Here is a 19,550-nt window from a genome sequence, read left to right as displayed (position 1 = left end):
GATATTGCTATTTTTTATAACAAGAGATTCTAGTATACCCATTTATACTTTGCTGAATAGTACTATCACATTCCTAAATAATGATCATTTTCTATGTAATGAAATACCCTCATCATTCAACATAATAAAGATCAGAAATACGACGTCATCATCAGCCTGAATACCTTTTTACAGTGTATAAAGTTTTTGAAATGTCGAAATTAGACTTAAGTGCAGAATTTTGTTCTAAAACTGAACAAATAGACCCAAGCGTCAAACAAACTCACTCGATTAAGCCATGAAATGCTGCCAATGTCGATGCTACAACTTCAACCAATCAGTTTAAATTTAACGCTTTTATCGATGAATTATTAAACAGCCATACTTCTTATTTAATGATGCTTTTATCATGAGACTTTGCTTTAACTTCTATTGTTCGTTCCACAGCTTTTCTTAATTTATACATGTTTTCTAAAACTAAAAATCAAAAAAAAGAACGCCATCAAGACGTTCTTTTTTCATTCCAACAGAAACGCTTAATTTTCTGCCGTAGATTCTGGTGCATTGATTTGACGGTGAGAGGTATGTAGATAATCATCAGATTGCATTTCCAATAAGCGCGAACGTGTACGCTCAATTTCAAATGCCAATTTTTCACCTTGATATAATTCAATAATCGTATCTTCTGAAGTAAGCAACAACTTCACACCACGGTCATAAAACTCATCAACTAGATAGATAAAACGACGAGTCCCTTCAGACAAATAATCCGTCATGTGCGGCACATTACTCACCAAGACCGTATTATAAATATTGGCAATTTCAATAAAGTCCGCTGGACTACGTGGTTTTAGGCAAAGTTCAGAATATTCACACCACAGCACATCTTCCGTATGACCAATGGTTTCTACAATACGCTGATTAATAATAATTGGCTCTTGTGAAACCGTTTGGGTTTGCGTTAATGCTGTAAAACGCTGTGCCATCCACAACTTATGTTCATGTGTTAAAGGCGACTTAAACAACTGCGCTTGTTTCAATACACGTAAACGATAGTCTACGCCTGAGTCTACATTTAAAATCACACAGTTCTTTTTCACCATTTCGATGGTTGGGATAAAACGGTCACGATGGATCCCGTTTTTATACAAACCATCTGGTGCGATGTTAGAGGTTGCAACAAGGGTGATCCCACGCGTAAATAATTTTTGGAATAGATCACTCAAAATCATAGCATCCGTGACATTGGATACAAAGAATTCATCAAAGCAGATCACGACTGCTTCTTTATAAATTTGGTCGGCAACAAGGTCTAGTGGATTACGCTGACCTGAAAGTTTATTTAATTCACGGTGTACGTACTGCATAAAGTGATGGAAATGCATACGTGTTTTGCGTCGAAATGGCACAGAATCATAAAACTGATCCATCAGCCACGTTTTACCACGTCCTACACCGCCCCACATATACACCCCTTTCGGTGCAGTTTGACGACGGAAACGACGAAACGCTTTTTTAGAAGCCTTAAAACGTTGGATTAATTCTTGCCAAACTCGATCCAACTCATGCACCGCTTGCGCCTGTTCCTGATCTGGTAAAAACTGACCAGATGCTAAGGCTTGAGCATAACGCTCAGCCGGTGAAATCGGAGTAAATGCGGTGTTGTGTGGTGACTGAAAATCTGACATATCATTAAATACTTTTTTAGGCTAAATGAATTATAACGAAGAATAAACTCGAAGATATAACACTTTGGCAGTAAAGCGCATTGGCTATTTATTATATTGTCTCGGACTATGCCCAAACCAACGTTTAAACGCATGATTAAACGCCGCAGGTTCTGAATAGCCCAGCAATTCTGCAATCATTTCAATTGAATATTCATTATATTCAATCATACGGAGTGCTTTATCTTTAATAATATCTTCACGAATTTGCTTATAACTGGTATTTAACTGTTGCAATTGATGACGCAAAGTTCTTTCTGGCAAATTCAATGCTTGAGCAGTTGCTGCCATACTTGGCATCGCACCACTTTGTAATTCCAAATAATCTTGCACACGTTGAACCAATGATGGTGCATCTTCATCGGCGCTTAAACGTTCTAACTCCGCAATACATTTCGACTCATATAATCGAAAAGTAATAATATCTGCGGATGGAATACGAATATCTAAAACATCCTCATCGAACCAAAATGCCGCAAATGGCGCACCAAATCGAACTTGTGAGCCATAATAATCAGTAAACATTTTTAATTTTTCAGGATCTTTGGGTTCAGCAAACGGCAAATCAATTTGAACTTGCGGTGTAGATAGACCCATCATTTTGTACAGATCACGGATGAATTTATAAGTTCCTGAAATCTCTGACTGCGCCAATAATGCACCCAGTGGCGCATACACATCTTGCGGTTGATAGCACAAAGCCACTTTATGCTGACTGATTTGCAAACTTAAACGCCCAGTTAGATGCGTCAACTGTTGAAAGCGAATTCCCTGATTTAAAGCTTGGCGTAAAGTATCACTGGTGACCAATAACATCAGCAACGGGCCATAACCCGCCAATGTATAATGCTGACCAATAAATAACCCTTGCTCAGGTTCTACATCTTTACCAATGACTTTCAGTACATCCCACTCTAAACTCGGATGAATCACTGAAGTAGGATCGAGTGCATCGACACGTAGCCCAATGGTTTGCAAACGTTGATCGACATCTACGCCTGCTTTACGCATTCCTTGTACTAAATACATCAGGCTTAGAATGGATCGTTTCATAAATCGTAAAATGACATTAAATTTCTTCTTTTTTACTACAAATTTGCAATTATGAACATTGCCGTTTCGATCAATTTTTCTGTCACCTCAATCATATTGTTCTGATCATGAACTCAAGTATGCTTAGCTTGTAATCTCGCTTGGAATTAAAAAAATGATGCAGGAAGCGCAAACAAAAACAGTGCAAACCCCAAACGCCAATTCTGAAATACATACACAAATCGCCATCATCGGCGGTGGTTTTGGTGGTATTGCTATGGCGATACGACTTTTACAACAAGGCAATCAAGATTTTCTGATCCTCGAAAAAGCCAATGATTTTGGTGGAACCTGGCGTGAAAACCGCTACCCTGGCGCTGCGTGTGATGTGCAATCACATATGTATTCGCTTTCTTTTGCACCCAAAACAGATTGGTCAAAACGTTACGCCGAAGCGCCGGAAATATTTGACTATATCCAACACGTTACCCGTGAATATAATTTAAAACAGTTCTGCCGCTTTAACAGTGAAGTGCTTTCAAGCCACTACAATGAATCAACCTGCGACTGGCATTTAGAACTCAAAGATGGCGTTAAAATTACCGCTCAATATGTGATTTTTGCATCTGGCCCGTTACATGTCCCACAAATTCCACATATTCCAGGTATTGAAAAATTTAAGGGTAAAGTGTTCCATTCTTCTCAATGGGATCATCAATATCCATTAGCAGGTAAAAAGGTCGCATCGATTGGTACAGGCGGCAGTGCCATCCAATACATTCCTGAAATCGCACCACAAACAAAGCAACTGTATGTTTTTCAGCGTACCGCGGCTTGGGTCATTCCACGAGATGAGCGTAGTTATCATGGTTTAGAAAAATTACTATTTAAAAAATATGATTGGTTTCGAAAAATTCACCGTGCTCGCCTGTATTGGACCAACGAATCACGTGTCGTGCCAATTGTTAAACCGACCACCATGAAGTATGCGCAAAAACTTGCAGAACTGTATATTAAGTATCAAGTGAAAGATGCTGAACTTGCCAAGAAACTAACGCCAAACTACATCATGGGTTGTAAACGCATTTTAATTTCTAATAAATACTTTCCAACCTTTAATCGACCTAATGTGGAATTGGTCAGTGATGCAATACAAGAAATCACTGAAAATGCTATTATTACCAAAGATGGAAAATCCCGTGAAATTGATTGTCTAATCTATGGTACTGGCTTTATTACCGATCCAAGAATTTATTTAAAATCATTTGAATGTATTGGTGAAAATGCTCAAGAACTCAAACAAGTGTGGCAGGCTGGCGCAGAAAGCTTTTATGGCATTTGCACCAAAGGCTTTCCAAATCTGTTCCAATTATTAGGCCCCAATACCGTACTTGCCCATAATTCAGTGGTATTTATGATTGAGGCACAAGTCGATTACATCTTACAAATGATGCAATTGGTTTCAAAATCTAATGTTCAAGCCATCGCTGTCAAAGATCAGGTGCAAGATCAATTTAACACTCATGTACAAGACATGCTTGATGGTACGGTATGGCAATCAGGCTGCGTGAGTTGGTATCAGCAAAATGGCGGTAAAAATTTTGCACTTTGGCCGACTTATACATGGAAATATTGGCTGGCTACTCGAAAAATAAATCCAGCCGATTTTCGACTCCTCAGTAAAACAAAATCTAGTCATGCAGCTTAAGCAATAACAGGTCATAATAGGCAGGTATTCATTATCTGCCTATTTTTGTATGCAATCTTTCTGGTTGATTTTCCAGCTCTTAGCCTGTTTAGGGCTTGGTTTTATTCTTGCACGTCGCCTACCCACTTGGCTTGAAAAAATCGCCTTTAAACTCCTGCCGTACTTTACTTATATTTTGTTATTTGCGATTGCGATCGAATTTTCTGAAACATTACACACTATTCCAGCACCTCTGCAAATCCTCTCTTCATCAGTAGTTATTGCACTATTAACCTCAATGGGTGCTTTTATTTGCTGCTATATTTTATTTAAGCTTTTAGGCTATAAACCCAGTCATGGCAAAGTGTCCATGCAGTTAGTAACAAGCTCACTCATCAATATTAGCTATGCTTTTATTGCATTAGGTTTAGGTTATGCTTTTGCCGAAATTGCAGCACATTTTAGTCTTCAGCCACATACGAGTACTTGGGATCTACTTTTAGTCTTTATGTTTCTGATTGGTCTAGATCTCGCCTACTCACCGCTCGATCGTTCTTGGTTAAATTGGAAAATTCTACTTGTTCCTCTGGGCTGTATCGTCGGTTCACTTTTGGGTGCTTTTGCTGCTGCATACCTATTGCCACAAATCAGCCTGAAAGATTTGATTATGCTGTCACAAGGCTATGGTTTCTATTCGATGACAGGCATCGTCGTGACTGAATTAAAAAATGCGCATCTAGGCAGTATCGCGCTGATGAATGATTTATTCAGAGAAATCTTTGCGATTGTGTTTATGTATATTATTGGTTGGCGTTACCCACGCTCTGCAATTTCATCTGCGGGTGCAACAGCTATGGATGTCACACTACCAATGGTCAAACAAGCCTGTGGTAATGATTTTATTCCACATGCCATGGTCAGCGGCTTTATCCTTTCTGTACTTGCACCAATATTAGTGAGTATATTGGCGGCTATCTAACCCCTCACCTAAATCCTCTCCCAAAGGGAGAGGACTTTCTCTCTCCCTTTGGGAGAGAGTTAGAGAGAGGGTAAATATTAAAGTGTCGCCAAAATATCTTTTAAAGTCTGACGCATATTATCCGATTTAGTAATTGGACGGCCAATCACCAAATGTGTAGAACCATCAAGCATGGCTTGTTTAGGTGTCACAATTCGTTTTTGATCATCCGCTGCAGAACCCTCAGGACGGATACCCGGTGTTACTAATGCAAAGTCAGCACCCAAAGTTTCACGTAACATTTTCGCTTCTTGTGCCGAACAAACTACACCATCCAAACCACTTTCTTTCGTTAAAGTCGCAAGACGCTTCACATGTTCAAAAGGTTCCACATCTAAGCCTAATTCCGCAAGATCTTCACGACCCATTGATGTCAAAACCGTAACAGCAATTAACTGAGTATTGTAATTGCCCGCCTTTAGGCGCTCTACACAGGTTTCCATCATTTTACGGCCACCTGATGCATGGACATTGACCATCCACACACCCATATCCGCAGCTGCACAAACTGCTTGTGCTGTGGTGTTTGGAATATCATGGAATTTAAGATCTAGAAATACTTCAAAACCTTTATCGTGCAATGCTTTAACGATACTTGAACCCTCATGGGTAAATAACTCTTTACCAACCTTAACTCGACATAATGCAGGATCTAACTGCTCTGCAATTGTAAGTGCGTCATATTGGCTTTTAGCATCTAGTGCAACGATGATACTCAAGAGACTTACCCTTCATTTTGACAAAATTAGTGCATTATAGATGGATTCAACTTGATCAGAAAGTCATAAAACTCATGTTAATTGAAATGATTAATTTGAATTGAGCTATCTCATTATTTTATTTAAGATATATGGCTTATTTTTTCAGCCCATAAAAAAACACCCCGATGATCCACCAGAGTGTTTAATATAAAATTTAACTATACTCATAAAAGTAGTTAATTTACTTCATAAGCCCAATTATAACGGGTTAGAAGGACGCTCATTTGCATCAATATCTAAAACTGTTTTTTCATGACGTGTATGTGCAGCCGCTTCAGCAGCAGCCAGTTGAGCAGTTTGAATTTGCTCTTTACGTAGGCGGTCAATATCTTTACGTAGACGTTTAATTTCCCAGTTATTTTGAAATACTCGGAATACTTGCACTGCCAATAAAAGACCTAAAACCAAACCTAATGACAATGTTAATAGCAATAAAAGCCCTAAACGCATTGCAGGCACTTGTGTAAACAACAAATCGACTGAAAGTTCAGTGCCGTTTTGCAGAACCAAAGCCAATGAGTATCCAAATAGGACTAGTAGAATTACGACCAATACGTAACGCATAAACACCCCTAACAATGTTTTGAATTAGTTTGCAGATTCGTTTACCGCATCACGTAAAGCTTTACCAGGTTTAAAGTGCGGTACAGCTTTTGCTGCAACTTCAACTGATTTACCTGTTTTTGGGTTACGACCCACACGTGGTTCACGGTGATGTAATGCAAAACTACCAAAACCACGGATTTCAATTCGGTTGTCTGTAGACAAAGCTTCGATCATTTGATCGATCATTATCTTAACGGCCTCTTCCACTAAGGGTTCAGCTAAGTGTGGGTTTTTAAGAGAAATACGCTCTATTAAGTCAGACTTATTAAGTGCTTCAGTAGTCATCTGCGACCTCTTTAATTATCAAGCTACCTAGGATCAGTTTCCCGATAATAACCTGTTTAAATACAAAACGGTAGCGTAATAATCACTTACTACGCTACCGTTACAGTAATTGTGTAAAATATATTAATTAATTTACATTAACAATACAATTCAAACACTTACTTAGTGGTTCATTTGAGCTTTGATCAAATCACCAATAGTCTTAGGACCATTGTCTGAAGTTGCTGTAGCTGTCTTGTTCAAGTTAGCTACTGCTTCTTTTTCTTCAGCTTCGTCTTTCGCTTTGATAGACAAGTTGATAGAACGTGATTTGCGGTCTACGTTGATGATTTTAGCTTCAACTTCTTGACCAACTTCAAGGAACTTAGTTGCATCTTCAACGCGGTCGCGGTTGATTTCAGATGCTTTAAGAGTCGCTTCAACTTCGTCAGCTAACTTAACAGTAGCGCCTTTAGCGTCAACTGCAGTTACAGTACCTTTAACAAGCGCACCGCGTTCGTTAGCAGCTAAGAAATCGTTGAACGGATCGCTGTTCATTTGTTTGATGCCAAGGCTGATACGGTTGCCTTCAGCGTCTACTGAAAGGATAACCGCTTCAACTGTGTCACCTTTCTTGTAACGACGGATAGCTTCTTCGCCTTGTTCGTTCCAAGAAATGTCAGACAAGTGAACTAGACCATCGATACCGCCTGGTAAACCGATGAAGATACCGAAGTCAGTGATTGACTTGATAGTACCTGAAACTTTTTCACCTTTGTCGTGTTCTTTAGCAAACTCTTCCCATGGGTTAGCACGAGTTTGTTTGATACCAAGAGAAATACGACGACGCTCTTCATCAACTTCAAGAACCATAACGTCAACTTCGTCACCGATCTGAACAACTTTAGATGGGTGGATGTTTTTGTTAGTATGGTCCATTTCTGAAACGTGTACTAAGCCTTCAACGCCTTCAGCGATTTCAGCGAAGCAACCGTAGTCAGTTAAGTTAGTTACACGAGCTTTAACGATAGAACCTTTAGGGTAACGGTTCATGATCGCTAACCATGGATCTTCGCCTAATTGTTTAAGGCCTAAAGATACGCGGTTACGTTCGCGGTCGAATTTAAGTACTTTAACAGTAACTTCTTGACCAACTTCAACAACTTCTGAAGGATGCTTGATACGTTTCCAAGCCATGTCAGTGATGTGAAGAAGACCATCAATACCACCAAGGTCAACGAACGCGCCGTAGTCAGTAAGATTTTTGATAGTACCAGTAACTGTTTGACCTTCTTCAAGCTGAGCAAGAAGAGCTTCACGGTCAGCTGAAGATTCAGCTTCCATAACAGCACGACGAGATACAACAACGTTGTTACGTTTAGCATCTAGTTTGATTACTTTAAATTCTAACTCTTTACCTTCTAAGTGAGTAGTATCACGAATAGGACGAGTATCAACTAAAGAACCTGGAAGGAACGCACGAACTGGACCGATGTCAACAGTGAAACCGCCTTTAACCTTACCAGAGATAACACCAGTAACGATTTCGCCGTCTTCAAAGATTTTTTCAAGTTTAGTCCAAGTTTCAGCACGTTTAGCTTTTTCACGTGATAAAACTGTTTGACCCATACCGTTGTCAAGAGCTTCAACAACTACATCAACAGTGTCGCCAACTTGAACTTCAAGTTCACGTTGTTCATTTAAGAATTCAGCGCGGTCAACAATACCTTCTGATTTAAGGCCAGTGTCAACTGTTACCCAGTCAGAGTCGATGCTTACTACAACGCCTTGGATGACAGCACCCTTTTCAACGTTGAGGTTTAATTCGCTTTCTTCAAAGAGGGCTGCAAAAGATTCGGTCATGATATACCTAGTAAAGTCAGCGGTCTTGGATCAGACAAGGCCGGTTTAATTAAGCGTCTACATAGTCCGTATAAGACTGATCAAGCTATGCTTCTGCTGAAAATTCTTTAGTTTGCTAATTGCTGATCGATGTAATTCGTCATCAGCGTGAATACTTCATCAATACTTAAAGTTGAACTATCAATGAAGTAAGCATCTGGCGCAGGCTTGAGCGGAGCGACTGCACGTTCCATATCTCGCTTATCACGCGCTTCGATATTAGCTAAAATGTCGTTTATTTTAACATCCACGCCCATAGCCTGCAACTGATTTACACGGCGCTCCGCACGGGACTGAGCAGAAGCCGTTAAATAAATCTTGGCTTGAGCATTTGGAAAAATCGTTGTCGCCATATCACGGCCGTCTGCAACCAAACCAGGTGCTTGAGCAAAGGCATGCTGACGTTCTAAAAGCGCAGTTCTAAGTGCAGGAATTGCAGCAACTTTTGAAGCAAACTCTCCAACTCTCTCAGTACGGATAACTTTTGAGACATCTTCACCATCTAAAAGCACCGAAACACCTGCTTCATTTGTCACAAATTGTATGTCTAAATTTGTTGCAATTTTTACGCATTCATCGAGCTTTGAGTCTAATGCATCAATTAAGTCTTGCTTATGCAATGACAATCCCAACAGACGATATAACGCACCTGAGTCGAGTAAGTGGAACTGATAATGTGCCGCAATTTTTGCTGCCAATGTTCCTTTACCTGAGCCACTTGGGCCATCAATTGTAATGATTTGAACTGTCATTGCTCTTCCACTTTTGTTTATACGGTTTTTGCAAGTTTTGAAAAACCAATTTTAATCGCTGACTTCAGTTGCGCAAGGATTAATTGACTAACGAATGGCGCACGCGCCTGTAATTCAATCGTATAAGTGACTAAAGTACGCGCAGCATCAATCGCTTCGAATTGAATCACGCCCAAATGATGTTTCACCAATGGGTTTTTAATAATTTTATATTCAATACGTTGGTTTGGCTCAAGCAAGGTAATTTGCTCTTGTAACGGCTTCACTGGCCCAAAGCCCATACGGCGCACAGAACCCACACCATCAGGACGCTCAGGATCTGCTGAATCTTTAACACGCACCACTTGAATCGGCGCAAAAGCCACGTTATAGGTCGAATGTTTTGAAAGTAAGTCAAAAACTTGCTCGACCGGTGCATTAAATTCTTTTTTTACTTGAATGGATTTCATGGTGTACCTTATTTTATTTGACAATATTAATTGTCAGTAGAGTTTACTTGATTTTTTAAATTAAGTTCAGTCAAAGTGGCTTTTTCCTGTAACTTCATCAGTCGTTTTTGTTCACGACGCATTTTAAAAAAATCACTCAATTGTTGGGAGCATTGCTCTTGTAGGCAACCATGCTCAAACTCAAAGATATGGTTATAGTAGCCTGAATTTAACAATTGACGCGAACTGACCAAAGAACCTGCTTTAGGCTCAGTCGTCGCAAATACCACTCGTTTTATTCTTGAATGTACCAAAGCGCCCACACACATTGTGCATGGCTCTAAAGTTACATATAAAGTTGCATCGTCAGGTAAACGGTAATTATCGATATTTAAACAAGCTTGACGCAAAGCTTGTACTTCCGCATGTGCGGTGGGATCTTTCAGAGAAATCGGCGCATTAAACCCTGCACCTATGACTTGATTTTGACTCACAATGACTGCGCCTACAGGAATTTCTTGCAATTCGGCAGCTTGTGCAGCCTGCTCGAAAGCAAGCTGCATCCAATGTTCATCACTATATAGATTTTGTTCAGACATCAATTAATTAAATTACACCATACTGTCTTAACAGTACATTCCAACTGTCAATATTGGTTACAGGAGGCTCATCAGCCAGAATTCCTTTGAGGGAAAGATCTGTACCTTTTTTCCATTCTGGAGACAGGTCTTTATCGACTAGACGTGCGCGCACACCTTCCACAAAGTCTGCATGACGAATTTTCCAATCCGAAATTTGGGTTTCCAGTTCAAACACTTCATTCCAAGAATGCACTTGCTTGCCCCACTGCCACAACAACCATGTTAATGCGGCGGTTGCAGGTGAACCTTTTTGTAGATTTTCACTGGCTTGACGTAGCCAATCACTGCGTGCATCGCTTAAACCAATAATTGATTCATAGTCATGTTCAAAATTATGTCCGCGGCACACACTTTGAATTACATCCAATGAATTTTGTAATGGGCCAGGCCCCACAGGACGATGCATACTATTTAAAGTGTCATCAATGGCACGAAAATCGCCAGCTGGATAATGATCCCAATCAATATTGATGACAGTTTCAAGTACGTTATCACGCTGTGCATCACAAATATGCGTTGCCCAACCGATACCATAAGCACCTGCTGCGGTCATAATAGAGCCAGTTAACCCAGTAAACAACCCAATGGCACCACGATCAGCAAGGAAACGCGTCGCACCCACATCTGGATACAAACCGATATTAATTTCAGGCATTGCTAAACGTGAATAAGGTGTTACCAAACGGAAAGGTGCGGCCATAAACAGACCTAAACCACCACCCATGACATAACCTTCACCCCAAACCAAAATCGGCTTTGCATAGTTATGCAGCAGCAAATCTAGGGCATATTCTTGTTCAAAGAATTTATTCGCCGTTTCAACTTCATCATTGACCACCAATTGTCGCAATTTGCGTACATCGCCACCTGCACAAAATGCTTTTGGCGTAGTGGAATCTAACCAAATCGCCTTTACAGCATCATCGTGTTGAAAGTCCTGAAAGACTTCAAGCAACGCTGTACAGATTGATTCATCTAATGCATGAAGCGATTTTGGGCGATTCAAGCGAACAATGCGCCAGCCCTTTTTCGCTTCTTCAACAATCAGATCTGGGTGATAATTTTTTGAAACGGGAGAATAAGTCATGCGTCCAGCTGCCAGTCTATTGGCTCAATGCCATTTTGTTTAAGATAATTATTACTTTTTGAAAACACCTTACAACCAAAAAATCCACCGCGGTTTGCAGCCAAAGGAGATGGATGCGCGGCTTTTAGCACTAAGTGCTTATTTTGGTCAATGCGTTGTCCCTTACGCTGTGCATATGCCCCCCATAAAATAAAGACAATATGCTCACGTTGTTCATTTAAAACATCAATCACATGGTCTGTAAAATCTTCCCAGCCACGTTTTTGATGTGAAGTTGGTTGCCCAGCCTCAACAGTCAGTACCGCATTTAAAAGCAAAACACCTTGTTCTGCCCAGCGTGTTAAGTCCCCATGTTTTGACACAGGAACCCCGAGGTCAGCATTTAACTCATGGAAAATATTACGTAAAGAAGGTGGTAATGCAACCCCCTTTTGTACCGAAAAGCTTAAACCATGTGCCTGATTTGGCCCATGATACGGGTCTTGGCCTAAAATCACCACCTTTACATTTGCCATAGGCGTCGTGTTTAGGGCATTAAAGATCAGCGGATTCGGTGGATAAATCACTTTATCCTGTTTGATTTGTTGTAACAGAAAGTCTTTTAACTCATCCATGCGGGGGCTAAGCAAAAACTCACTTAGGGCATATTTCCAGCTAGGCTCAAGCTGCACTTTAGCGAGTTTTGCTTGTTGCTCTTCTGTTAAAGACATCACTGTTAACCAATCCTAATAAAACCAAATATTTACTTAAACTCTAACTTGTAAATCAACTGCAGGGTTTAAAAATTTTTGACCCTGTTTTAATTTTTCATACATCTGGGTATCGTTCCATTCCGACTGAACTTGTTCGGAGAAGATAATTTGGTCTAAATGCAACAACCCCATTTGTGCGTTGTCGATATCTTCTAAGAAGCTTTGCGCATAGCCTGTGTCTGTCTCATGCACAATTACAGAATACACCTCAACATCACCCTCACCATTTTGAGTTTCTGTTGATTTTAGAACTTGTTGTGCCAAGTAAAAGAAGATCCGTGAAAACTGTTCTGCTGAAGGCGATACGGGTAGTTGAACCCAACGTGCGCTGAACTGCTTGCAGGCACGAATGTACTCGGCATCATCATGTTGCCAAAAACAAATCGCGTGATCAAAACTGTCAAATAAGTCTTTAATTACCCCTTTGAGCAAACCGAAATCGTAAACCATTTGCCCATGGTCAAGTTTCGACGCTTTAAGTAATAGTTCGACTTTATAACTGTGTCCATGAATGGAACGCTTGCAACGGTCTGACGTGCAATTACGCACGATATGCGCGTTTTCAAACTTAAATAACTTACGAATTAACATATGTCGTAATGCAATCAAATAATCTATGGGTTCTCAGAGATTATAATGCAAAAGTCTAGCAAGAGGCATTAATTTTGCTGTTCAGCACAATTGGGAAAAGGCATCATGAAAATTTAGCGATATTTAATACCTAAAATGGTGCCATACTGCGAAAAGCCACATACACATCTTTATCTTTTCGCACTAACTCACTGGTAAATTGACGCTTTCTTTCATTTAAAATAATTTCAATTTGCGCTTTAAAATAGTTCGACTGCACACCCAATTGTGAATTTAAAACTTCCCTATTTTCTGTGCTCACCTGTGCAAATGGCTCCATTGCCCATAAATCATTGATATTTTCGAAATGTTCAAATTTGGCAGCTTTTTGTTGCAAAGCTTGCTCAACTGCATTGACATCTAAACGATCATCCATAGTCGCTAACAAAAATGCAGGAGCGGTATTAATGTTTACCGTTGTTTCATGCGAGGGCAAGCTACTCACATAGGGCGCAATCAGTTTATATTGAGCACCTTCAAAACCACGGACTGATTTCAGTTCTTCCACACTATGAAATTTTGCATTTGGCGGTAATGCCGCATTATTTAAACCACGATAGTACGCCAGCTCTGCGCCCATCGGGCCAGAAGTCTCATCATCTTCATCTTGCCAGTCAATCACGGCTTGACTTAATTCTGCGGGTAAACCAACACGCTGCAATATTTTTTCAAACCATAATTTTGCTTTGTCATTTACCACCCCCTCTTCTGAAACCAAACTATTAAGGTTAAATTTTCCAGATTCGTCTTGGAGCACACCTGCAACAGTTCCACCTTCCACAGGAAAGGCTGGCATAGGCTGAGCCCAATTTTCTTGGAGGTAATCCACCTGCCCTGCATTTTCGGCATCATTTACCAAAAGTTCAGCAAAAAATGCTTCAGCACTTTTCGCATATAACAACGACTGATTTTGGCGCATCACATAAGCGGTATTTTCAGAAGTATGGGCTTGTTGTTTTGCGATGCCTGCTGCAACTATGGTTGCCAAAGCTACCATCATCAGGATAGTTAACAAAGCGATGCCACGTTGCTGTTTCATACGCAACTCCGAACTTCAAATGACTCTACTACCTGACCGCTAACCATTCTTATTTTTATCCAATAAAAAATCAGTATTTAACAAACTGAATAACCATTCGTAGTTTGTCCCATCAACTGTGAGCTGCATCCTGATACCCCGCGGTAACAGTTGAATGGTTTTTTCATTATTCAAATCAGCGGCAGCATCTGGCCAATTCTCTAACTCATTTGGATTGAGTACCGTGATTTTATATTGTTCAACATTATCCAGTAAAACACTCGAATCTGGCTGATCATGCCCCGTTTGGTTGAGATTTTTAAATTTTAGCCGATACAATTTTTTTTCATCAGCTTTGTATTGATATTCCACTCGCTCGTCAGGTGCAATGCCCTGATTTAATGGATCAGTGACACCTGTCTTACTGAAATTAAATCGGCCATTTTGCAATACTAACGCTGGTTGAATATCTCCATTAATATTGGCAGTTAACGGCACAGCTTGTACAGTGTCTCTGAGTATTTGCTGATGGGCATCTTGCAACTGACTGAGCCTTACTTCATGGGTTGCGTTTCGCTCTTTCACTTTCGAGACATAATCAAAGACCTTCCAACCCAAAGCAGACAGCACTGCGAAAATAGCAATCGCAACCAAAAGCTCAACTAAGGTAAATCCTGCTCGATTCCTCATTCCTTGCTGCACAAGCACAGGCATATCTTGAGATGTACGTTTTTTTCTAGTTATTATTTTCATCCAACGGAGCCTTATAGTTAAAGAACACCAAACTGCTAATCCCTGCTTCAACATCGCCTGTTTCAGCATTCATCAAACTCACTTGGATATCAATACGTTGTACATTTGGACTAATGGTGGCTTGGGCTTTTTTGTCAATTTGCCATTGTTCGCCTTGTTCAGTGACTTGTTTAGATGCAGTACCTGTCATCCATTCACGATTGATTTCCATCTTAGCGATTTCATTCAACGCGACGAATTGTGCTTTATTTCTTAAAATTGCGTGTGCTGTCGACTGTGTATATTGCATCGCAACATTAGACAAAGCCATTGCCGCCGTCGCAAAAATCGCCAATGCCACCATGACTTCAAGTAGCGTAAACCCTTTAGCCCGCATTGACTTTCCCTAAATGATCAATTTCGATTTCATTACCAATGGGACGTTCTTCAAAATAAAACTGTATTCGCACAGGCTTTACCTCACCATTACCTAACCAAATCAACTTGGGTGCATTGGTATTTAACAAATCATCATTATTGGCATTTTCATACTGCTGGTCTAAAGGCTGAATCGTAAAAGAGACATTTTCAGGTAATACTCGGGTTTCAAAGTTTTTATAGTTTTGCCATTTATTGTTCTGATTTAAAATACTATTTTCTACACGTTTTTGTTCTGGTAAATATTCTTGTACCGCATAGCTTTGCGTGTTGACATCCGTTCCAGCTTTTTGCTGTAGGGCCAATATCAAAGCTTGATCATTTGCATCGCGTAAAATTCGCTTCAGATCCATCACAAACACTTCGCGTGCTTGCATGGCTTTGCGTTGATCTGTCCCACCAATATTTAAAAGCACCAATGAGGCCATGATGCCCATAATCACAATCACCACCATCAATTCTACGAGGGTGAAGCCACGAACCGATGATGGTGATGCACTTTTCATAAGCAGCCTTTAAGCGAATTGAGCAACCGCATGCACTTGTTTTGGTAAGGCCAAGGCTTGATCAATATAAGCAACCCGCAAGGTGTCTCTTGAACCCAAATAACGCTGATAAAAACTAGAGTTCAAAATTGCTGCAGCACCATGTGTAAGTGACCAAATTGAAGCAAGATAATCACGTACTGGCATACTACTTTGAATCGACTCCAAATAATGCTCAGTCATACGAATGATCAATCGTAGGCGCTGTTTGCGCACTTGATAAAGTTCACTAAACAAGTGTTGAATACCCACACCCGTTGTCGATAAACGCTCTTCAATTTGATGAAACAACACTGTACGTTCTGGGTGATGTAAGTGATGCAACATAAAGAAAGCAAGGTGTTCAGGAAAAGCTTTATCGGTGTCTTTAATCATTTCTAATAACATGCGTTCATTACGAATAATGAGCAACATATATAGTTCATCTTTACTTTGAAAATGTTTATATAACGTCCCTTTTGCCAAGTCGAGTTCTGCCGCTAGCGCATCTAGTGTCATCCCTGCTTCGCCATTTTCCAATAGAAGCTGCTCTGCCACTTGGAAAATTAATGCCTCTCTTGCTCTAAACTGAGCTTGACGATCCATCTTCACCCTATACTCTCTTACTCTTATATCAATTCAAATTATTTACTTAAGATTGAGGAGATTTTCAAAGTTTTGCATTGTTATGAAAGCCATCTCTTCAATTGACTTATCATATACATCACTTAAGGCTTTGGCTACATAAGGAACGTATTTTGGTTCATTAGACTTTCCTCTATAGGGCATCGGTGCAAGGTATGGGCTATCTGTTTCAATCAGCACGCGATCCAGTGGCACTTGCTTGGCCACATCACGCAAATCTTGCGCATTTTTAAAAGAAACAATGCCTGAAAATGACACGTAATAACCACAATCTAAGACCGCTTTTGCTGTTTCCCAATCTTCAGTAAAACAATGCAAAATCCCGTGAGTGGATTTCTCTGCACGGATAATATCCACCGTATCATGCTTTGCAGAACGAGTATGTACAACCACCGGTTTTTTTACAGCTTGTGATGCGTGAATATGGCGGGCAAAGCATTCTTTTTGCTCTGCAATAAAGTCTGTACTATGAAAATAATCCAGCCCTGTTTCACCAATCGCCCAAACCTTTTCAGGTTGTGCTAATTCAATGAGATATTCTTCTGTTGCCCGAGCCATCGTTGCAGGATCTTCACATGGGTGTACCCCAACGGAATAACCCACATCGGCATGACGTGAAGCAATTTTTGAAAGTTCGATATGGTCATCTAGATCAACCGAGATACTCATAAATTTTGAGACCCCGGCTTGACGAGCCTGATCCAATGCAAGATCTAAATTACCCTCATAAGGGCTTAGGTCGAGCATGGTTAAATGGCAATGGGTATCTACAAACACAATATGTACCTACAAGTCTTCACTGTTGTAACTACATAGTGTAACTTCTACGCCCCTCAGATTTAAGCCCTGCAAGTAAACGTTCTGCTTCTGTTTTGAAATAAACGCCTTTTTCGCCGCTTAATTGGATTCCAAAGCCTTGTGGTTTAATGCCATTTTGCTTTTGCGAAATCCAAATCACTTTTCCTGTCAAAGGAATTTTTATACTTTGTTCAGGCAAAGTGGCCAATAAGAAAACCTCATCACCCATTTTCACAACTTGCTTTGATGGTACAAATAGACCACCACCAACGACATAAGGCATGTAGCTCGCAAAAAGTGTTTCCACATCTGGAATATTAGCGTGAACAATCCCGCCCATACGTGGTTGCATGATGTTTCCCCTTAATTAAACATTCATCAGTTTGATGCAAAGCTCATCTACGACCAGATTCCCCTGTACGTTCTGCTCGATGAACCGCTTAGACTGCTGTAATTCTGTATATATCCCAAAGAGTGTTTCGAGTGAATATTGCTCTGCCAACACCCCAAAATCCAAATCTATATTTTTTATGGATTGATTTAGCTTGACACAAATTATATCGGACAACAAGTATTCAAACATTTGACTAAAATCACTAAAACTCAGAGCTTTATTCCACTTTGTCGCAATTGCCATCGGCATGTTTTTTTGTGTCACAAGTTTTAGCCAATCTTGTAGAAACTCTTGGCGCATATTTAACCATTCGCTACTTGCCAATGAAATCGCTTGTAATGGCATTTGACTGGCTAAGTTCATGAGAACTTTGCGCTGAGTTTCACCACTATCGGGCAAATGCTGCTGTAAATATTGCTGTGATTGTTCGGGTTCGATACGATCCAATGCATAGTGCTGCATTCGACTGCGAATTGTTGCTGGCAATTTCAAATAATGCTCTGCCAACAACATAATCACAATCCGCTCACCCGGCTCTTCTAGCGTTTTCAGCAACGCATTCGATGACGCAATGTTTAATGCTTCAGCGGGCTCAATCAACACAACTCGCCAACCGTCTACGGTTTGCTGCACAAAGGGCAATAAATCACGAATTTTTTCGATTTTAATTTTGGCGTTTTGCTTTTTATTGTCTTCATCTGTGCTGATGTGGACAAAATTTGGATGTGTATCTGACTTTAACCACTGGCAACTCCCACACTCACCACATGGCTCAGTCCGCTCATCACGTTTTTGACACAGCACCCATGCAAGAAATTGTTTTGCAAATGCCTCTTTACCACAGCCTTTTTTGCCATACAAAAGCACGCCATGTCCCAGTTGTGGAAAACGGCTGGTTAATGTATTCCATGTATTTTGCTGCCAAGGGTACACTTGCGCCACAATGTCATTTTGCATAAATCGTTTAACCTTATTCGAAGTTTGAAACATCCATGTGGTTCAAACGATCAAGGTCAGCTTGAGTGTCAACGCCCGGTGGTAGGTTCGCTTCTGCCACAGCAATGGCAATACGGTGACCATTTTCCAAAACGCGTAATTGTTCAAGGCTTTCTAATTTTTCTAGTACACCCATATCCCAAGTGACATATTCTTGAAGGAGTTTTACGCGGTATGCATAAAGTCCTAAATGACGAAAAGCTTGATCATGCAAGGTTTTTTCAGCTTGCTTTGCACCGTCTCGGTCATACGGAATAGTCGCACGACTGAAATACAGCGCTTGATTGTGCTTTGACATCACCACTTTGACAATGCTGTCACGTTGAAATTCTTCTAGACTATGAATCGGCTCGCAGAGTGTCGACATTGAACATTTCGGCTGATCAACGAGTAATTGTGCAACTTGTTTTACCAATTGAGCGGGAAGCAAAGGTTCATCGCCCTGCACATTGACAATAATGTCATCACTTGCCCAACCTTTGATACGCGCAACTTCACTTAAACGATCTGTCCCAGATGGATGCTCTGTAGAGGTCAATACCACATCAACCCCTTCCGCACGACACACTGCGGCAATACGTTCATCATCTGTAGCAACACAAAGATCATCGAATCCTGCAACTTTTTTGGCTTGATCGACCACACGTAAAATCATCGGACGGCCATGAATTTCAAGCAATGGCTTACCTGGTAAACGTGAACTTGAAAAACGTGCAGGAATAACAATATGTTTCATAAA

General features: G+C 40.4%; 23 protein-coding genes. 2 read left to right on the top strand and 21 right to left on the bottom strand.

The window, feature by feature from the left end:
- Window positions 1-515 precede the first annotated feature (515 nt).
- The gene (gene zapE, locus FTU34_RS03200) at window positions 516-1,667 is read right to left on the bottom strand and encodes a cell division protein ZapE (RefSeq protein ID WP_111885050.1); all 1,152 of its coding nucleotides are present in this window, start codon (window positions 1,665-1,667) and stop codon (window positions 516-518) included.
- A gap of 84 nt (window positions 1,668-1,751) precedes the next feature.
- Window positions 1,752-2,759, bottom strand: coding sequence for an AraC family transcriptional regulator (locus FTU34_RS03195; protein WP_111885051.1), 1,008 nt, complete (start codon window positions 2,757-2,759; stop codon window positions 1,752-1,754).
- Window positions 2,760-2,916: 157 nt separating this feature from the next.
- Here FTU34_RS03195 and FTU34_RS03190 point away from each other — a divergent pair, with 157 nt between their 5' ends.
- Both FTU34_RS03190 and FTU34_RS03185 read left to right on the top strand, forming a co-directional pair.
- Window positions 2,917-4,446, top strand: coding sequence for an NAD(P)/FAD-dependent oxidoreductase (locus FTU34_RS03190; RefSeq protein WP_180034843.1), 1,530 nt, complete (start codon window positions 2,917-2,919; stop codon window positions 4,444-4,446).
- A 49-nt stretch (window positions 4,447-4,495) separates the two neighbouring features.
- Window positions 4,496-5,404 carry a lysine exporter LysO family protein gene (locus tag FTU34_RS03185; protein ID WP_180034697.1) on the top strand — a complete coding sequence of 303 codons (909 nt, stop codon included), beginning with the start codon at window positions 4,496-4,498 and terminating at the stop codon, window positions 5,402-5,404.
- A gap of 77 nt (window positions 5,405-5,481) precedes the next feature.
- Here FTU34_RS03185 and pyrF read toward each other — a convergent pair whose 3' ends face one another.
- The 19 genes from pyrF to kdsB form a co-directional block, all read right to left on the bottom strand.
- The gene (gene pyrF, locus FTU34_RS03180) at window positions 5,482-6,162 is read right to left on the bottom strand and encodes an orotidine-5'-phosphate decarboxylase (protein ID WP_078193653.1); all 681 of its coding nucleotides are present in this window, start codon (window positions 6,160-6,162) and stop codon (window positions 5,482-5,484) included.
- 240 nt (window positions 6,163-6,402) lie between these two features.
- Window positions 6,403-6,768 carry a lipopolysaccharide assembly protein LapA domain-containing protein gene (locus FTU34_RS03175; protein WP_078188931.1) on the bottom strand — a complete coding sequence of 122 codons (366 nt, stop codon included), beginning with the start codon at window positions 6,766-6,768 and terminating at the stop codon, window positions 6,403-6,405.
- Window positions 6,769-6,792: 24 nt separating this feature from the next.
- Window positions 6,793-7,095 (bottom strand): integration host factor subunit beta, encoded by a 303-nt coding sequence (locus tag FTU34_RS03170; RefSeq protein ID WP_067767464.1) that lies wholly within the window; start codon window positions 7,093-7,095, stop codon window positions 6,793-6,795.
- A 162-nt stretch (window positions 7,096-7,257) separates the two neighbouring features.
- On the bottom strand, window positions 7,258-8,937 hold the full coding sequence (rpsA, locus tag FTU34_RS03165; protein WP_078193655.1) for a 30S ribosomal protein S1: 1,680 nt from the start codon (window positions 8,935-8,937) through the stop codon (window positions 7,258-7,260).
- 107 nt (window positions 8,938-9,044) lie between these two features.
- Window positions 9,045-9,728: a (d)CMP kinase gene (gene cmk / locus FTU34_RS03160; RefSeq protein ID WP_078193656.1), complete on the bottom strand. Its 684-nt coding sequence runs from the start codon at window positions 9,726-9,728 to the stop codon at window positions 9,045-9,047.
- 17 nt (window positions 9,729-9,745) lie between these two features.
- Window positions 9,746-10,177, bottom strand: a complete 432-nt coding sequence (locus FTU34_RS03155) for an SRPBCC family protein (RefSeq protein WP_078188937.1) — start codon at window positions 10,175-10,177, stop codon at window positions 9,746-9,748.
- A gap of 26 nt (window positions 10,178-10,203) precedes the next feature.
- Entirely contained in the window at window positions 10,204-10,755 is a 552-nt protein-coding gene (gene tadA / locus FTU34_RS03150; protein WP_111885055.1) for a tRNA adenosine(34) deaminase TadA, read from the bottom strand.
- Between the two features lie 7 nt (window positions 10,756-10,762).
- Window positions 10,763-11,884 (bottom strand): enoyl-CoA hydratase/isomerase family protein, encoded by a 1,122-nt coding sequence (locus tag FTU34_RS03145; protein WP_180010307.1) that lies wholly within the window; start codon window positions 11,882-11,884, stop codon window positions 10,763-10,765.
- Window positions 11,881-12,594 carry a uracil-DNA glycosylase gene (ung, locus tag FTU34_RS03140; protein ID WP_111885056.1) on the bottom strand — a complete coding sequence of 238 codons (714 nt, stop codon included), beginning with the start codon at window positions 12,592-12,594 and terminating at the stop codon, window positions 11,881-11,883. Before ung ends, FTU34_RS03145 begins: the two co-directional genes overlap by 4 nt.
- Before the next feature lie 36 nt (window positions 12,595-12,630).
- Complete coding sequence (locus tag FTU34_RS03135; RefSeq protein WP_180034696.1) at window positions 12,631-13,227, bottom strand: 6-carboxytetrahydropterin synthase; 597 nt, start codon at window positions 13,225-13,227, stop codon at window positions 12,631-12,633.
- Window positions 13,228-13,357: 130 nt separating this feature from the next.
- The gene (gene gspK / locus FTU34_RS03130) at window positions 13,358-14,305 is read right to left on the bottom strand and encodes a type II secretion system minor pseudopilin GspK (protein ID WP_180034695.1); all 948 of its coding nucleotides are present in this window, start codon (window positions 14,303-14,305) and stop codon (window positions 13,358-13,360) included.
- A 39-nt stretch (window positions 14,306-14,344) separates the two neighbouring features.
- On the bottom strand, window positions 14,345-14,974 hold the full coding sequence (gene gspJ / locus FTU34_RS03125) for a type II secretion system minor pseudopilin GspJ (protein ID WP_180034842.1): 630 nt from the start codon (window positions 14,972-14,974) through the stop codon (window positions 14,345-14,347).
- A 46-nt stretch (window positions 14,975-15,020) separates the two neighbouring features.
- A complete protein-coding gene (gene gspI, locus FTU34_RS03120; RefSeq protein ID WP_078188947.1) occupies window positions 15,021-15,413 on the bottom strand; it encodes a type II secretion system minor pseudopilin GspI in 393 nt (130 codons plus the stop codon).
- Window positions 15,403-15,960: a type II secretion system protein gene (locus FTU34_RS03115; protein ID WP_180034694.1), complete on the bottom strand. Its 558-nt coding sequence runs from the start codon at window positions 15,958-15,960 to the stop codon at window positions 15,403-15,405. Before FTU34_RS03115 ends, gspI begins: the two co-directional genes overlap by 11 nt.
- 9 nt (window positions 15,961-15,969) lie before the next feature.
- A complete protein-coding gene (locus tag FTU34_RS03110; protein WP_078193665.1) occupies window positions 15,970-16,584 on the bottom strand; it encodes a TetR/AcrR family transcriptional regulator in 615 nt (204 codons plus the stop codon).
- Window positions 16,585-16,626: 42 nt separating this feature from the next.
- Window positions 16,627-17,400: a TatD family hydrolase gene (locus FTU34_RS03105; protein WP_168378895.1), complete on the bottom strand. Its 774-nt coding sequence runs from the start codon at window positions 17,398-17,400 to the stop codon at window positions 16,627-16,629.
- A 31-nt stretch (window positions 17,401-17,431) separates the two neighbouring features.
- Window positions 17,432-17,773 carry a PilZ domain-containing protein gene (locus tag FTU34_RS03100; protein WP_180034693.1) on the bottom strand — a complete coding sequence of 114 codons (342 nt, stop codon included), beginning with the start codon at window positions 17,771-17,773 and terminating at the stop codon, window positions 17,432-17,434.
- Between the two features lie 15 nt (window positions 17,774-17,788).
- Window positions 17,789-18,772 (bottom strand): DNA polymerase III subunit delta', encoded by a 984-nt coding sequence (locus tag FTU34_RS03095; protein WP_180034692.1) that lies wholly within the window; start codon window positions 18,770-18,772, stop codon window positions 17,789-17,791.
- A gap of 13 nt (window positions 18,773-18,785) precedes the next feature.
- A complete protein-coding gene (gene kdsB / locus FTU34_RS03090) occupies window positions 18,786-19,547 on the bottom strand; it encodes a 3-deoxy-manno-octulosonate cytidylyltransferase (protein WP_180034691.1) in 762 nt (253 codons plus the stop codon).
- Window positions 19,548-19,550 lie beyond the last annotated feature (3 nt).

It is taken from the genome of Acinetobacter sp. YH12094, assembly GCF_013419295.1.
Lineage (GTDB): Bacteria > Pseudomonadota > Gammaproteobacteria > Pseudomonadales > Moraxellaceae > Acinetobacter > Acinetobacter amyesii.
This window is presented reverse-complemented; position numbering and strand designations above follow the sequence as displayed.

Excerpts from the sequence above, each read along its gene's own strand:
- gspI (WP_078188947.1), bottom strand. The coding sequence starts at position 15,413 with ATGCGGGCTAAAGGGTTTACGCTACTTGAAGTCATGGTGGCATTGGCG.
- FTU34_RS03190 (WP_180034843.1), top strand. The coding sequence starts at position 2,917 with ATGCAGGAAGCGCAAACAAAAACAGTGCAAACCCCAAACGCCAATTCT.
- gspJ (WP_180034842.1), bottom strand. The coding sequence starts at position 14,974 with ATGAGGAATCGAGCAGGATTTACCTTAGTTGAGCTTTTGGTTGCGATT.
- FTU34_RS03195 (WP_111885051.1), bottom strand. The coding sequence starts at position 2,759 with ATGAAACGATCCATTCTAAGCCTGATGTATTTAGTACAAGGAATGCGT.
- ung (WP_111885056.1), bottom strand. The coding sequence starts at position 12,594 with ATGTCTTTAACAGAAGAGCAACAAGCAAAACTCGCTAAAGTGCAGCTT.
- FTU34_RS03145 (WP_180010307.1), bottom strand. The coding sequence starts at position 11,884 with ATGACTTATTCTCCCGTTTCAAAAAATTATCACCCAGATCTGATTGTT.
- rpsA (WP_078193655.1), bottom strand. The coding sequence starts at position 8,937 with ATGACCGAATCTTTTGCAGCCCTCTTTGAAGAAAGCGAATTAAACCTC.
- FTU34_RS03185 (WP_180034697.1), top strand. The coding sequence starts at position 4,496 with ATGCAATCTTTCTGGTTGATTTTCCAGCTCTTAGCCTGTTTAGGGCTT.
- tadA (WP_111885055.1), bottom strand. The coding sequence starts at position 10,755 with ATGTCTGAACAAAATCTATATAGTGATGAACATTGGATGCAGCTTGCT.
- FTU34_RS03155 (WP_078188937.1), bottom strand. The coding sequence starts at position 10,177 with ATGAAATCCATTCAAGTAAAAAAAGAATTTAATGCACCGGTCGAGCAA.
- FTU34_RS03135 (WP_180034696.1), bottom strand. The coding sequence starts at position 13,227 with ATGTTAATTCGTAAGTTATTTAAGTTTGAAAACGCGCATATCGTGCGT.
- kdsB (WP_180034691.1), bottom strand. The coding sequence starts at position 19,547 with ATGAAACATATTGTTATTCCTGCACGTTTTTCAAGTTCACGTTTACCA.
- gspK (WP_180034695.1), bottom strand. The coding sequence starts at position 14,305 with ATGAAACAGCAACGTGGCATCGCTTTGTTAACTATCCTGATGATGGTA.
- FTU34_RS03100 (WP_180034693.1), bottom strand. The coding sequence starts at position 17,773 with ATGCAACCACGTATGGGCGGGATTGTTCACGCTAATATTCCAGATGTG.
- FTU34_RS03170 (WP_067767464.1), bottom strand. The coding sequence starts at position 7,095 with ATGACTACTGAAGCACTTAATAAGTCTGACTTAATAGAGCGTATTTCT.
- FTU34_RS03110 (WP_078193665.1), bottom strand. The coding sequence starts at position 16,584 with ATGGATCGTCAAGCTCAGTTTAGAGCAAGAGAGGCATTAATTTTCCAA.
- zapE (WP_111885050.1), bottom strand. The coding sequence starts at position 1,667 with ATGTCAGATTTTCAGTCACCACACAACACCGCATTTACTCCGATTTCA.
- FTU34_RS03115 (WP_180034694.1), bottom strand. The coding sequence starts at position 15,960 with ATGAAAAGTGCATCACCATCATCGGTTCGTGGCTTCACCCTCGTAGAA.
- cmk (WP_078193656.1), bottom strand. The coding sequence starts at position 9,728 with ATGACAGTTCAAATCATTACAATTGATGGCCCAAGTGGCTCAGGTAAA.
- FTU34_RS03175 (WP_078188931.1), bottom strand. The coding sequence starts at position 6,768 with ATGCGTTACGTATTGGTCGTAATTCTACTAGTCCTATTTGGATACTCA.
- FTU34_RS03095 (WP_180034692.1), bottom strand. The coding sequence starts at position 18,772 with ATGCAAAATGACATTGTGGCGCAAGTGTACCCTTGGCAGCAAAATACA.